Below are 14020 nucleotides of genomic sequence, written 5' to 3'. Positions count from 1 at the left end.
CTTATCATAGACTTATGAAACGCAAGCTCACCACCAAATTCATCGAAGCCCAGAAGCCGAACCCGTCCAAGCGCCTCGATTTTCGGGACGAGATGATGCCGGGTCTCGTCCTGCGCATCAGCAAATCCGGCACCAAGACGTTCAGCCTGCATAAGCGCATCAACGGAAGAATGCGGCGTCTACCTATTGGCCGCTACCCAATCGTGTCGCTGGCCGAGGCGCGCGAACGGGTGCGGCAGGTTCTCTACGAAATCGAGACAGGCCGGTTCGAAGATCGCACGGGCGTCGAGGTCGAAACCCAGCCCACGCTGGGCGACGTGATCCCCGACTACATCGAGAAGCACGCCAAGGTTCACAACCGCGACTGGCAGCGCAAGGAAGCCCTGCTGGCGAAGTTCACGCCCCTGCACGGCAAACGGATCGACGAGATCAGGCGCGCCGATGTGGTGAAAGCCTGCGACCTGATCCACACATCCGCGCCGGTCAGCGCGAACCGGGCGCTGGCCCACCTCAAGCACCTGATGGGCTGGTGCGTCGAGCGCGGCATGATCGATGCCTCCCCCATCGCCGGGATGAAACCGTTGTCGAAGGAACGGTCGCGCGAGCGCGTGCTGACCGACGATGAGCTGGGCGCGCTGTGGACGGCCTGTGACGCGGAAGGCTATCCTTTCGGGGATTGCATGAAGCAGTTGATCCTGAGCGGCCAGAGACGCGCCGAGGTCGCCGAGATGCGTTGGTCGGAACTCGACCTCGAAAAACGCCTGTGGACACTGCCTTCGCAGCGCGCCAAGAACGGCAGGCAGCACACCGTGCCGATCACCGACGCGATGCTGGACGTGCTGCGCAGGGTTCCGAGGTTCCTCGGATCGGACTACGTGTTCACGACCACCGGCAAATCGCCCGTGTCGGGCTTCGGTCGCCTGAAAGACCGGCTCGACAAGGCGCTGCCCGAGGGTACGGAACCGTGGATTATTCACGACCTGCGCCGCACGATGTCCACGAACCTGGCGATGCTGGGCGTCCCCCAGCCCGTCACCGAGGCGCTGCTGAACCACAAGACGGGTGTGGTCTCGGGCGTGGCGGCTATCTACAATGTCTATTCATACGCGGACGAGAAGCGCGAGGCATTGGAACAGTGGAACCGCCATCTGGCCAAGATGACACCGGGCCTTTCGGCCCGGCCTGCCGGAAAGGTATCGGCTCAATTCTCGGCTTGAAAGACGACCCACGCTTTCCAGACTTCTGGGAGAAAGTCAGTACATCGGGCAAGGCGAAACGACGCGCATTGCAAATGTCGCCGTCCGCCTTCGCGGTTTCGCCTCTCGACGTGTCGGCAACGCAGCGCATCACTTGGCTGAAACGGAACGTGCTGCATCCCGTCGAGAGGCTGGAAAGCGCACTGGCAGACGAGAACCAGCCACACTTCGTGCATTGGGAGGATCAGCTTCGTGAACGCCCAGACGGAATTGGTCCCGTTGACTGTGTTGACCTTCTGTCAGGCTTGGCCGCGCTCAAGGCGCAAGCCGAAGACGTAATCTCGAAGCTCGAATGTGATCTTGGGATGAAGGTCCAGACCACCGACGAAATCCGTTTCACCATCGTCTACGACGCCATTTGGGACCTGCACGATTTCTTTCCCGAATTCCCGTTGTCGCGGGGCAACTGGGACCCAGAACACAAGCAAGTCGGGATTCTGCCTGACTACGTTCGGCGCGTGTTCATGGAGACCACGGGTCAGCATGAGCAGCTTGATGGCCCCATTCAACTCGCCCTCGAAGACGTGAGAAGATCCCAACGCAAATCGACCTGACGCTTTCAGGACCTTCGCTCGAAACGAGTCACATTCTGCGCCATCTTCTGTCTTGTCGGAGCGCTCCTTCGCAAACCCTAACTTGCTGAAGGAAAAGACAGATGAAGATTGCAGACGGTCGCAAGACCTTGGCCACGCGCGCTGACCTCAAGCGCCTTGGCATCAACGCGAGCAACACGACCCTGCTGCGCTGGGAGGCCCGTGGGCTTTTCCCCAGGCGGATACGTATGGCCGGGACCAGCGTTGCGTGGTTCATGTCTGAGATCGAGGACTGGCTCGCTGAGCGCGCCGCCGAACGCGCCACGTGGCACTATTCGGATGCGAGCTGAACATCATGGGTAAGAACCTCCTAGTCTGCATCACATATGAGGGATTGCAGAAACTCGGCATCCATTATGATTATGAAGACTTGGTCAAAAAGGAACAGCGTGGGCATTTCCCGAAACAAGTAATGCCACGATTATGGATCGCCGAACAAGTCTTGGAATGGCGTCAGGCAAACTTTGATCGCCTGCCCCCCGAGCTGGACTAACGCGACATAATGAGATGGGGCGTCAAGCGCCCCTGCTCCCCGAAATATCGAAGCCCGAACTGACGCGCCTTTCGCGCGACCAGTGCTGCTGCACCTACTGAAAGGATACACCATGACAGCCGAAATCGATGATTTCCTGACGCCGACTCTTTGGGAAGACGGATGGCCGGATCGCATGACAGTCAAAGATCAGGACGAGTTCCTTTTCGCGATATGGGGACCACAGGTGGGGGACGACGAGAAGAATTATGCCTCGCTGTGCTTCCGCAAAACGGGTTCAACCAGAATGGTTCAGGAGTTTGTGCAGATTGACGACGACATGTGTGTGGTCGACCTATTGCGCCACTACAGTCGGCATGAATGGGATCAATACTTCGGCCCGAACACATACACGCGGCAAGATCGGAAAATCACCAGCGTTTCCCAAGAATGCTGGTTTGGCTGGTGCGACGTGGACAAGGCCGACCCGTTCGCCTTCAGGCCGAAGCCGTCAGTTGTCTGGGAAACGTCACCGGGTCGAACCCAGGCGCTGTGGTTTTGGGACAGGCCGCACACGCCCAAGCTGGCGGCAGCCTATTCGAAGGCCCTGACCTATCGTCATGGCGGCGACAAGGGCGGCAGCGCGCCCAACAAACTGCTTCGGTTGCCGGGATCAATCAACCACAAGCCGGGTTACGACAAGCCGTTCATTCCCCTGTTGAAGTTCGACTCAAGCCCGATCAAGGCACGCCCCAAGCTGCTGACGGGTCAACATGGCGTCGGCGCGGCTGCACCCGAGGCACTGGACATGAACCCCCATGCGCATGACCGACTCGCCGTCCTGAGGAAATACCGAGCCAAGCTGGACACCTCGACGCGCCACCTGATCCGGCACAACCGCGTGAAGGCACCGGATCGTTCCAGCAGGATCTTCGCGATGGTCGCTGGCCTGCACGAAGCCGAGGCGTCGCTGGACGAAATCGCCAGCGTGATCTGGTCCAGCCCGTACTTTCGCGACAAATACGGCGACGACCTCAACGCGCTGGAAACCGAGGTATCGCGCATCATCGCGCGAGTGGGGGTGACGCGATGACCTCCAAGAAGAAGGAATTGTTCGTCGATCTGAACACCATCGACCAGAAGGAGGTCGAATGGCTCTGGGAGCCGTTCATCCCGTTCAGCATGATAACGATCATGGAGGGCGACCCCGGCGTGGGCAAATCGTTCCTCGCCATGCAACTTGCCGCGCAGATCAGCATCGGTGGGGAACTCCCCGAGGGTCAGAAGCTGGACCGTGGCCGGGTGCTATACCTCAGCACCGAGGATGACGCAGCCTATACGATCAGGCCGCGCATCGATGCGATGGGAGGCGATCCCTCGCGCATCCGGGTGCAGGGCGATTTCCTGTCCCTCGACGAGAAGGGGCTAAACGCCCTCATGCGCGAGGTGAGGCGCAAGCCACCGGACCTGCTTATCCTCGACCCCTTGTTCGCCTACGTGCCGAGTGGGCAGGACATGTATAAGCCCAACGTGATCCGGCAGCTTCTGTCCTTCCTAAAGGACATTGCCGAAACCGGCGAGACAGCCGTTCTGATCATCAGGCACCTGACCAAGGCCAAGCATGACAAGGCCATCTATCGGGGTGGTGGGTCGATGGACGTGATCGGCGCGGCGCGGTCGGCGTTTTTGGTGTGCGAGCATCCGAACGACAGTTCGGCCAAGCTGGTGGTGCACATCAAGCACAACATCGCGAAGCGTGGTCAGACCCAGAGCTACGAAATTTACGCCGATGACGGGGGCATGGCGACGTTGAACTGGCTGGGGCCATCGGACATCACCATCGATGACCTGATTTCGTCCGAGGGTGGCAAGCCCCAGATGTCCGCACTCGACGAGGCGATCCAGTTCCTGCGCGTGTTCCTCAAGAACGGGCCAGAGGCAACGACCAAGGTCGAAAAGGAGGCAGCCGCGCGCGACATTTCCGAGAAGACGCTGGAACGCGCCCGGCGATCCTTGGGCGTGGTGTCGAAGAAGAAGGGAAAAAACTGGGTGCTGTCGCTGCCAGACGAGGAGTGACCACAGGTAGGATATGAAGTGCGCCAAGAACGCCAACAGCGCCATCGTGTTTGTTGGCGCACTTCGAACCCTCAACATCGCCACGAACATGCATGACGGCCTTGGCGTTCTTGACGGTCTTGAAATCGGCTGGGGGCCGAAAACCTCGGCAGTATGCATGACCCTTTGTCCGCCCACGGGGCGCGCGCCGATAAAAAAACACCTCCCCCCATCCCCCTGTGGTCGCCCTTTGACAGCGCCGCGTGGAACGCCTCGGACCGACCCGTTGACTATCTATCAGTCTGTCGGGCGTGAGCCGGAGCCAATTTGCCGAGTCTTTTCATCCAGTCCGCATTCGCACTGGGTTTCGACACCGCGCGCCGGGTTCCACTCGGGTGGCAAACTGCTTGGGCGGAGGTGCTGGCGGTCATCCCTGCACCCAGCCTTTACGATGGTAGTGGCGCAGCACGATGGCGCGGTTGAACAAGGGGAAACCGATCCACAGGCCGTTGGCCGTGATCAGCGACAAGATCGCCCAAAGAAACATCCCCTTGAACAGGTAGTAGAACGGGCCGAACAGCAGGCACCACAACGGATGCCCGTTGCCCAAGATGGTTTTCGTCTGGCCGTTGAAGGCCCATGTCGCGCGTATCGTCATAGCCGATTTCCTCGCTGGCTGGTTTCGATGCCAGCGCAATAAGATCGGGGGCTATCGTCCGTCAGGGTAATTCCCGTTCCGTCGAGGGAGACCACAGGGGTAGCCATACCGATGCACCCATGTCCGTGTAGATGCCGGGATGATCGCCGTGAGCGCAGCGCACAGCGCGCCAGCGGTGATTGCGACGGGATCACCATGCCCGAGGCACGCTCCGGCGCTGCTGGCTCAATACAACGCCGCCGCGCGCGCGTTTCGCTCTCGATGCTCGGGGTTAGTTGCAGATCACCGTGCAATCATTCAAAGACAAACTGTAGATGCTGCCTCCATGTCCACGACGACCTCATGCCAAAGACCAGGCGGCGGAGGCAACTGTGAATTAAATACCCATAGTGCCAGCGTAGATTGCCAGCTAATTTCAATCTGGATGCTTAGATCGCATTGATCTTTCAGAACGAAGCAGAACGGCAAACATGCAGAAATCGGTGAAACTAGCACTCAATAAATTCCCAGCAGTACCGCCATCTCTTGAGGACCCTGCAAAGCCCGGCAGCGCGGTGCCTGAAATAATGGTGGATCTAGCAGACCTCTACCATCACTACTATCTGCAGAGCTTCGATATTGCACCACCCGATCCTGACCCAGCGCATTTCGAGCATGTACGGCTATTGGAGCCCACTACGCCGTTTCGCTTTCAACACAATGGTCTCGGCGCAAACAGGACAAAAAAGCAGAACAACTCCAACGAACTGGGTGAAGCTTTCTGCCGCTGGTTTCTCGATAGGCATCTGGACATCAGTCATGTGGCCCGCATCGAAGATGTTCGAGATCATTGCGCGTTGACCGTGGCACACGGTGTTTCAGTTGAAAAGGATACGACCGAGGATGGGGACGCGCCCGACTATTTCTGTGTTGGTTCATCTGGCGAGGTATCTCTAGCAGAGGCAAAGGGCACTATCACCTCTGTGGGTTTCAATACTGTGCAATTCGCAAAATGGCGAAAACAATTTGATCGCGTTCGCGTACTTGACCCATCAGGCGCCCCCATGAGCGTAAAAGGGTATATTGTTGCCATGCGATGGGCGGTTCACACCCACAGTGACAAGATATTTACTAAACTATCAGCCGAGGACCCTCAGACACCGGGTGAACGCCAATTCTTTGACGAAAGTGGCGCTTTTTCTACCGCTGTTCGATCATTGCACTATGCGCCTAGTCTTGCAAAGCTGCGTCAACCGGTGCTTTCAGCGGCTCTCCGAACGGGCACTCTGGTGAGTGGTGAACTTGGTTTCTCAATCACCATTTGGGAGTGCTTGCTACCAACAATGAAAGGGCTTCGCTTCGTTGGTGGCTATTTCCCCTCGGATCACAGCGGAATTCTGCCTTTTGATTTCGAGAACGGTAAGGTCATTATGCAGCCAAAGCATCCCTTCCGGCTTGATCAGGCTTCTGGGACTTTTTTGGCATAGAAGAGAAAGTTTTCCGACGCCTAGTCGATACGTCAAGACAAGGGCCGGAGGTTCTTAGGGAGTTCAGCCGACCAGAGCGAATGACCACAGGATATAGCGGTGTCAGTTACCTACCGGACGGTCACATTCTCGGGCAGATCGAGTTGTTTAGTCCCGTCGCAACTGACGTTGTTTAAGAGGACCTTGTCCCCCCGGAACAAAATACTGAGCTGCAGTTTAGCTACGGCATAGTAGGGTAAAAATTGTCCCTGACTCGCCAGCGGCCTTCGTCTTATCGATCTTCATCAGCAAACTAGGAGATCAACATGACAGATATCGTGACGCTCAAGGCCATCTGCGACGAACTCAAGCTCGACCCACGCGAGGCCCGTGAACGCCTGCGCGCTGCCGCCAGCGATGCCAAGGCAAACCCCGAACTGGGGAAAGCGAGGAAACCGCGCACCCCGTGGCAATGGGTGAAGGGTTCCGCAGCTGAGAAGGAAGCGCGGCGCGCTTTGCAGCCGAAGAAGCCTGCGTAGGGCGACCCAACCTGTCAGCGAGCATAGACAGGGGCGCGATCTGCGCCCCTTTTCTTGGTCAACACTGGCCTTCAACCCACGCAGCAATTATCGTTTCAAGAGCAGTGGCGTAACCGGGCACGGCCCGCCAAAGAGGGTTGCCGATTGGGAAAATCAATACATGGTCGATAGTGCGGAAAATAAATATGAAGAACATCTCGAAACGGTAAAAATCGGACTATTGTCTCTCAAAGCAGCTGGGGCGGATGGATTTGAAGGGCTGCTTCGACTTGTATTGACCAATTTGACAGGCATTCCGTTTCGCCTTGCGGCAAGTGGCTTGCAGGGAGGAATGGATGGCGACGCCGCAATGCCGAGCGATCCCGTTTGCTTTGAGGCCAAGCGCTACTCAGGTGATATTCACCGAAATGAAGTAATAACCAAAATCGCGGACTTGTCCCGGAAGACCAGTGCCGCTGATCGCTTGTGGATTCTCGGCGCAACGACGGAGATTAGTACGCAGCTCGCAAGTGCTATTGAGGATGATGGCGACAAGCAAGCCATCTCCACGCTTGTTCTGGATTGGACTGCCGCCCCGCTGCCGCTTCTAGCCATTGCTGTGGTTGCCGCAGATAGTGCGGCCATCGATTTCATTGTCGATAATTACCATGAGAAAACCGAGCAGAAAAAACTAAGTAAAGAGGACCTAAATGCTGCGTTCTCTTCCATTTCGAGGCATCCGGAGTTCAAAAGTCTTCTCCAGCGTCTCAAATCAAATCTCAATGTCTCGAAGCTCTCGTTCAAGCGCGCAGTCGATCAGAATGCCGCATGGCGAGAACAAACCTTTGGCTCGACACGTCACGCTAGGGAGCGGCTCGGACAAGGGCTTGCCGTCCAGCAGGACAAAAACTTCCCGCCAATGCGCACTGAGCTACGCAAAGACATCACGGATGCACTGGCCACAGGCAAAGAAGTAATCCTATTGGGGGATGAGGGGCACGGGAAATCATGGCTTGCCGCACAGTTGTGTTCCGACGAAACAGGCTTGGCGCTTTTCATCGGTGCGGAGCAGCTTGACGGTGTGTCTGTCCACGACCTTGATGATTTCTTGGTCGATCTACTGATCAAACAAACTGACGAAGTCGCGGATGATGCGCTCAGGCTTAGATGGAGGCACCGGCTTAAAGCATGGAGAGCGTCGCCGTCAGTAGCTTCGTTGCTGATCGTCATCGATGGCTTGAACCAGCGGCGAAGCTTTCGTTGGGACAAACTGCTTAATGGCATCCAATCCCGATTGGCGGAAATTGGAGGCAAGATGGTCGTGACCGTCAGACCGCACTTCTGGGGGAAGGCAATCGCCCACGGATTGACATTCAAGCCGAAGACTATCGAGATTCCTGAATGGTCGCCCCCGGAACGCGATAAGCTTTTGACGCACTATGGGATCGCCCTCGACTGGCTTGACGAACAAACCCTGAAAACACTCAAGAACCCGAGGTTACTGGCGGTCGCGGTCGCCACCTTGCTGCACCGAGATGCCATCGCATGGAAAGGGTTGACCACAGATAGGCTGTTGATGGAACACCTGCGTGCATCACAGCGTGACAACTACGAAGATGAGACCTTTGCGCAACTAACAGGCCGCTTAAGTGACCACGCAACAAAGGTTCTTGAACGGGTGCAAGCGTCGTCAAACGAACCGCCTCAAAATTTTCAGGCGGACTCAGCAGCTGTGATCGAAACCCGGTTTTATCGGCCGCTTGCGGGGCCCGGCGACCTTTATGAACTTCGGGATGAGGGGTTGACCCTTGCGCTGGGTTTCACGCTCATCGACCAGTTGTGGCAAGCTCACCGGGCCAGCCATGATTTGGCCGACCGGATAACTCAGCTTATTGAACCGATCAATGCGATGGACCGAACGGTTGACGTCCTCTTTGCGTCTTTACTGATATGCGCTTTGGACGATATCCGTTTCGATCCCGCGGTTTTTTCGGTTCTACTGGATGCTTTCGCAAACCTCCAGAACGTGAACGATCAACGCTTCGAAGAATTTGTCGAGATTGTCAAAAATCAACCGGATGCGTTATTCGATACCCTCAAGCTGCTGTGTCTCGAAAGTGGTCGGCGGATAAATCACGACTGGCTTGTTCACGCTGCATTCCTGGTCGCTTCGACCGAAGAGGGCTGGCGTGCTGCAGAAGCCGCAATCCATAACTGGCTTCGCTGCTACAACAAAGACCCCATTGAGCAAGCAAAGCGATATCACAAGCAGGGTGATGCAGACTACGCAGAACGAGTTGAGAAAAAGAAGGCAGAGATCGATGGAGAATTGGAAAACCTCTCCGCGTTCGAAGAGCGTCTTTTGGATCAGATGACGGAAGTATCGAGTGAGCCTGACGACTTGATTTCGTTGGCTCTGCGGCTACTGGCAGGTCATTCCCTTGTTCCATTCGCAGACAGCTTTGTGGCGATGGGCATGGCGTTCGCACTGGATCGAAAAATCTATAAAGCACGAAAAGAGTTTCCGCAGCTTACCACGTTCAATCGGATCGATCGCGCCGCGACAAGAGACGCCTTTCGCAACGCGATTGAACCACTGCGCGCAGAAAAAACTTCGAAAGGTGGACAATGGACGGTGGTTCGGATGCTCCATGCCAGCGGTGACGAGAGAGACGCTCAGGAAGCTTCTGTAATAGCCGAAGAATTGCGAAAAGGCTGGCATCACTTTGAGCCGCCATCACCAACCGAATGGCGCCAAGTCAAAGTGGCAAATCCCGAAGCTATGCGACCATCAGACATGGATCAAGGCTTGCAGCATTTCGTTGCGCTCGACGTTAACAAGATGCGGCAGACTATGGGGGTCAGCGGCGAAGATCACAGTTTCGGAGACTTTCTTCCTGTTGCCGCTCGGTTTGAACCCGAAGCCGCTGTTGAGAAAACTCGAAGCATACTGACAGGCCTGCTCACAAGAACTGGCCTTCCTTTGCGACAGGTGATTTTGAACTCCGAGGATCACCTCCCCTTGGTCGATGCTGACTTGGCCGCACGCTTGATCAAGCGGATGGAAGAGACTGATGCGTTCGAGACATTGCCGGAACAAGATCAATCGATCTGCCGCATGTTCGCCTTCTACTACGCTGCCGGACAGATTTCGGCAGGCGAACAGCTCAGGTGCATGACAGGGAAAGCGCTCGGGCCAGACTACCTTCTTTCGGTCATCCCAAGCCTAAAACCTCAGACATCAGAAGAGATAGTAACCGCAATTCGGGACGCTCTTCAAAGAGGCGACGAAGATGCGGCCTATGGTGCCCTTGCGGCGGCGCTTTACGGTCAAACACCGATTACCGGCGAACTCGAAGAACAAATCTTGGCCTGTTGTCATGGGACGTCTTCAAAGCTGCGCGCTGTTGCCTACGAATTGGCGACTTACAGTGATCTGGACAGTGTTCGGCAAGCGCACATGCGCAGCAACTGGAACGCGGCCGCAGTGGATGAAAAGACCTATGAGGGCTGGTTCGGTTCAATGTTGTTGGTTGAGGCATGCGCACACGACGAGATGCCTGTCGATGACCTCCTGAAGCGTATTAGCTCGAAGACTTGGTTTGCGGCGAGTGAAAGGCTTGGACAAGCGTTTACAGAGCCATTGGTGGAATGTTTTGTTCTGCGGCTTCGCAGTGGGCTCGCGGCTACGCGCGAAATTCAGCCGCCCCCGGCAGATTTTAAGCTTTCTAAATCTGAACCGGCTCCGTTCCCCTTTCTGTCTATCGAAGAAACGGACCGAGACGGCGAACGCTTTCCCAAGCAACGGAGCCTCAAAGAGGTTCTGGGAAGCGACGATGACTTCGATGAGAAGCAAAACAGACTCAACGCTGTGGCCAAGGCGTTTTTCGAGGAACTCAAGGAGTCAGATGCAAAACTGTTGGTTCAAAACACCAGCATCGAAGAGCTTAGCAGTCTTGTCAGTGAAGTTCCGGCATTGCTGGGCGAACTTGTCGAGATTTTGGATCAAGCGGACGGTGCTCAGTTTGTTTGGCTAAAAAACTTGGCTTTTGCGGTGGCAAACTTGATTTCAGGCGAGTCTCCAGAACGCGCTGTCGCTCTGCTGACGCGGGCTTCGTCGTCACAGGGTTTCGTAATGCTGGCCTTGGGCGATGACCTGACGCTTGAGCACCAAGCGATTTGGGGGGCCGAGGCGTCGGACCCGATGAAATCAATTTGGCGCCAAAGGCTGTTGGGTTCAGAAAATGACGCGGAACTCGCTCGCGAAGTCCTTGCAGCCGAACGCTTCGGTGCTGCCGACTTTATCAAATCGATGGTCCTAGATCTGGCGGCAAGTGAAGATAGCTTAGATCAAGCATACGCAATTTCGATTGCGGGCTACTCAATGCGATCTGCTGAGTTCGCTGACATCTTGGGTAAGCACATCGATCACAGAGGCGTATCAGGGCAAGCCGCCAAGCACGCGTTTTCGGAACACGAGGGTGCCATATGGGCGCGGCATTGGGTTGAAAGCATGTGGAACGCCCCGACGCCAGAGGAGTTCTGGCGATGCTTGATAATTGCAAAGACTTCTATGGATGCGCGTGTGAGTCCCGAAGCACCAACAACCAGTCTCTGGGGACTTTACGCCCCAGTGTTTCGAAGAGCGCGAAAGTCGGCAATCAAGGACCGTAACAAGGATCGAGAAAAGAGGCTTGTCGGACAGGAAGCTCCTGAGCCGGTTTTCGTCGCCACGGCACAGTAGGGGCATAATTGCTCCAACGCCTCAAAACGGTCCTATCGAGGTAGTTCACACGTTTCACTGGCGTGCGGGCTACCAGCCAGTAAAATGCTACCCAAATGATACCCACAGCAAAACGCGCTTCTACTATGGCTAGGCAGATGAGGATTAACGTCTTGCTTTTATTGGGTTTTAATGGTGCCCGGGGGCGGAATCGAACCACCGACACGAGGATTTTCAATCAACAAGTCGACCTTGAATTTGACCTTTCACCCATTGGCGGCATGAAAAATTTTCCATTTATAAACATGCACATGATGCGATTACAGCTGTTGCAGGCGACTGCAGGTCATGTCAAGAAGACGCATGGAATGGCGGCCAAGATGTAGCCCCCATGTAGCCCAGTAGATGATCGAGATGAGTGCAAAGAAGGTCGCGCTGACGGACGTCGCGCTCAGGAAGATGAAGGCGACCGGGAAGCGGTATGAAGTCACGGACATCAGCGCCACTGGCCTACGGGCACGGGTGGCGTCGACGGGAGAGATTACATTCATCCTCAAGGCCCGTGATGCAGCGAGCAAGTTGAGGACCGTAACGCTCGGGCAGTTTCCGCAGATGACGCTAAAGGAAGCACGAGAAGCAGCGACACGAGCGCGACTAGATCTAAAGTCGGGCAAGGACATCAATGCCGAAAAGCGAGCTCGCCGCGTCGCGAACGATTTCGTGGACAACGTTCCCACCTTGCGAGAGCTGCTGCTGGAATATGAGGCTCGATTTGCGCCTTCCAAGAAAACTTGGCAACCACGTGGCCCAAGATCATCCACAAGTGGAGCCCGCAAAGTCATCGAGCGCGTTTATGAAGCTCAACTCTCACGTTCAGTCACTGAGATCGCCGAGGAAGACTTCGCCCGATCCGCACTGACCTACAAGCGCGTGACCCCCATCGAAGGAGGCAAGAAGACCGCGAATGGTCAGGCGTCCAGAGCACGGGCTTATCTCTCGCCCGTGCTGGACTGGGCTGCAGGGCGCAAGAGCTTCGGCAAAATCGGCGCATCTCGCTCGCCACGGCTCGCTGTCGTAAGCCTCGAAAATACGCACGATCCTGCGGCTGATGACACGACGATCACGGGCAAGCGCACTCGCGTTCTCACCCAGGACGAGCTTGGTCGAGTGCTGCCGCTTCTGACTTTTCCGGCACCGAAGCTTGGAAAGTTGCGACTGGACGCAAGTAGAGACCACCGCCCGATCGCCATGCGCTTTATCCTGCTTACTGCCGCGCGTGTCTCAGAGGTTAGCGACATGAGATGGGCACACCTAGACCGCAAGAACAGTGTCTGGCACAAGCCATCTGTCAAGTCGACGCGTGGGGGCCCTAGGAGCCAGGATCTCCCCCTCTCCGATGCAGCCATGACCCTACTGCGATCATTACCGGGATGGGACAGCGCCAAGGACAGTGACTTGGTGTTCCCAAATGGAACAGGACGAGGCAAGCTCGACAACTGGGATCGCTTCCAAAAGGCACTCGACGAGACATCGAAGACGACTGGCTGGACCCGTCACGACCTTCGCAGAACCGCGTCCACGCTCATGCACTCCCTCAAAGTGCCCGCCTCAACCATCGCGCAGATCCTCGCTCACAGCGACCCGTTGAAGCACGACGGGGTCGGTGGCGCAGCCTCGCATTACCTTCAACTCACGAAGGTGCTCAACAACACCCGCGATCCGCAAGAGGAGGCATTAGCAACTCTCGCGACCGCCTTGGAAACGGTGGAGATGGGCGCAACTGCATAAACCTTATGCTTCGCACGAAGCCATGAGGAATAGGCGAACTGACCTGCCACTGAACTTTCATCCAGCCGCGACCGGAGCCCGGTTGGTGTTTACGCCGATCGGCGCAGGTTGAGCAATCGCGCGACGCGCGGAGCTATCATCTCGCGCAGCGGGGCGGGCGATTGCGGAGGTCAGGGCCCGCGCGTAGTCAGCCGGTGTCTGGTAGTCCAAGGCCGAGAGCGGGCGTTCGGTATTGTAGTCGGCAGCCCAGGCGGCGATCACGATCCGCGCGTGGGCCAGGTTTCGGAACATGGTCTCGTTGAGCAGCTCGTCCCGCATCCGCCCGTTGAAGCTCTCCACGAAGCCGTTCTGCATCGGCTTGCCCGGGGCGATGTAGTGCCACTCGATTCGGTGGGCGGTAGCGAAGGTTAAGATTGCGTTACTGGTCAGTTCGGTGCCGTTGTCAGAGACGATCAAGTGACGCGCGGCGGTCTGAGTAGTAACAACATTCTCGATCTCCGATGAGGCACGGG

The 14020-nt window shown here is 56.5% G+C and carries 11 protein-coding genes and 1 pseudogene; 10 read left to right on the top strand and 2 right to left on the bottom strand.

Annotated elements, in window-relative coordinates:
- Nucleotides 1-14 precede the first annotated feature (14 nt).
- The 6 genes from B6V74_RS13120 (at nucleotide 15) to B6V74_RS13095 (ending at nucleotide 4397) form a co-directional block, all read left to right on the top strand.
- Nucleotides 15-1217, top strand: a complete 1203-nt coding sequence (locus B6V74_RS13120; RefSeq protein WP_088723013.1) for a site-specific integrase — start codon at nucleotides 15-17, stop codon at nucleotides 1215-1217.
- Entirely contained in the window at nucleotides 1214-1810 is a 597-nt protein-coding gene (locus B6V74_RS13115) for a hypothetical protein (protein ID WP_168184226.1), read from the top strand. Before B6V74_RS13120 ends, B6V74_RS13115 begins: the two co-directional genes overlap by 4 nt.
- Nucleotides 1811-1911: 101 nt before the next feature.
- Nucleotides 1912-2139, top strand: a complete 228-nt coding sequence (locus tag B6V74_RS13110; protein WP_088723011.1) for an AlpA family phage regulatory protein — start codon at nucleotides 1912-1914, stop codon at nucleotides 2137-2139.
- Between the two features lie 5 nt (nucleotides 2140-2144).
- On the top strand, nucleotides 2145-2342 hold the full coding sequence (locus B6V74_RS13105; RefSeq protein WP_088723010.1) for a hypothetical protein: 198 nt from the start codon (nucleotides 2145-2147) through the stop codon (nucleotides 2340-2342).
- 112 nt (nucleotides 2343-2454) lie between these two features.
- Nucleotides 2455-3414, top strand: coding sequence for a DNA-primase RepB domain-containing protein (locus B6V74_RS13100; RefSeq protein WP_088723009.1), 960 nt, complete (start codon nucleotides 2455-2457; stop codon nucleotides 3412-3414).
- Nucleotides 3411-4397, top strand: a complete 987-nt coding sequence (locus B6V74_RS13095; protein WP_088723008.1) for an AAA family ATPase — start codon at nucleotides 3411-3413, stop codon at nucleotides 4395-4397. Before B6V74_RS13100 ends, B6V74_RS13095 begins: the two co-directional genes overlap by 4 nt.
- Before the next feature lie 406 nt (nucleotides 4398-4803).
- On the opposite strand, the gene B6V74_RS13090 is transcribed toward B6V74_RS13095, so the two are convergent.
- Nucleotides 4804-5034, bottom strand: coding sequence for a hypothetical protein (locus tag B6V74_RS13090; RefSeq protein ID WP_088723007.1), 231 nt, complete (start codon nucleotides 5032-5034; stop codon nucleotides 4804-4806).
- Nucleotides 5035-5504: 470 nt separating this feature from the next.
- Between B6V74_RS13090 and B6V74_RS18790 the strand changes: the two genes are divergently transcribed.
- From B6V74_RS18790 to B6V74_RS13070, 4 genes are all read left to right on the top strand, one after another.
- Nucleotides 5505-6500, top strand: coding sequence for a hypothetical protein (locus tag B6V74_RS18790; protein WP_146694554.1), 996 nt, complete (start codon nucleotides 5505-5507; stop codon nucleotides 6498-6500).
- A gap of 305 nt (nucleotides 6501-6805) precedes the next feature.
- Complete coding sequence (locus B6V74_RS13085) at nucleotides 6806-7018, top strand: hypothetical protein (RefSeq protein ID WP_088723006.1); 213 nt, start codon at nucleotides 6806-6808, stop codon at nucleotides 7016-7018.
- Nucleotides 7019-7178: 160 nt separating this feature from the next.
- Nucleotides 7179-11741, top strand: coding sequence for a hypothetical protein (locus B6V74_RS13080; RefSeq protein ID WP_146694553.1), 4563 nt, complete (start codon nucleotides 7179-7181; stop codon nucleotides 11739-11741).
- Nucleotides 11742-12125: 384 nt separating this feature from the next.
- Complete coding sequence (locus tag B6V74_RS13070; protein WP_088723003.1) at nucleotides 12126-13508, top strand: integrase family protein; 1383 nt, start codon at nucleotides 12126-12128, stop codon at nucleotides 13506-13508.
- A 57-nt stretch (nucleotides 13509-13565) separates the two neighbouring features.
- Here B6V74_RS13070 and B6V74_RS13065 read toward each other — a convergent pair.
- A pseudogene (locus tag B6V74_RS13065) lies at nucleotides 13566-13964 on the bottom strand (integrase core domain-containing protein); the annotation flags it as partial.
- Nucleotides 13965-14020 lie beyond the last annotated feature (56 nt).

The organism is Thioclava sp. F42-5, assembly GCF_002213195.1.
GTDB lineage: Bacteria > Pseudomonadota > Alphaproteobacteria > Rhodobacterales > Rhodobacteraceae > Thioclava > Thioclava nitratireducens.
This window is presented reverse-complemented; position numbering and strand designations above follow the sequence as displayed.

Coding starts and splice junctions, on each gene's coding strand:
- B6V74_RS13110 (WP_088723011.1), top strand. CDS start 1,912: ATGAAGATTGCAGACGGTCGCAAGACCTTGGCCACGCGCGCTGACCTC.
- B6V74_RS13120 (WP_088723013.1), top strand. CDS start 15: ATGAAACGCAAGCTCACCACCAAATTCATCGAAGCCCAGAAGCCGAAC.
- B6V74_RS13070 (WP_088723003.1), top strand. CDS start 12,126: ATGATCGAGATGAGTGCAAAGAAGGTCGCGCTGACGGACGTCGCGCTC.
- B6V74_RS13095 (WP_088723008.1), top strand. CDS start 3,411: ATGACCTCCAAGAAGAAGGAATTGTTCGTCGATCTGAACACCATCGAC.
- B6V74_RS18790 (WP_146694554.1), top strand. CDS start 5,505: ATGCAGAAATCGGTGAAACTAGCACTCAATAAATTCCCAGCAGTACCG.
- B6V74_RS13085 (WP_088723006.1), top strand. CDS start 6,806: ATGACAGATATCGTGACGCTCAAGGCCATCTGCGACGAACTCAAGCTC.
- B6V74_RS13105 (WP_088723010.1), top strand. CDS start 2,145: ATGGGTAAGAACCTCCTAGTCTGCATCACATATGAGGGATTGCAGAAA.
- B6V74_RS13080 (WP_146694553.1), top strand. CDS start 7,179: ATGGTCGATAGTGCGGAAAATAAATATGAAGAACATCTCGAAACGGTA.
- B6V74_RS13100 (WP_088723009.1), top strand. CDS start 2,455: ATGACAGCCGAAATCGATGATTTCCTGACGCCGACTCTTTGGGAAGAC.
- B6V74_RS13090 (WP_088723007.1), bottom strand. CDS start 5,034: ATGACGATACGCGCGACATGGGCCTTCAACGGCCAGACGAAAACCATC.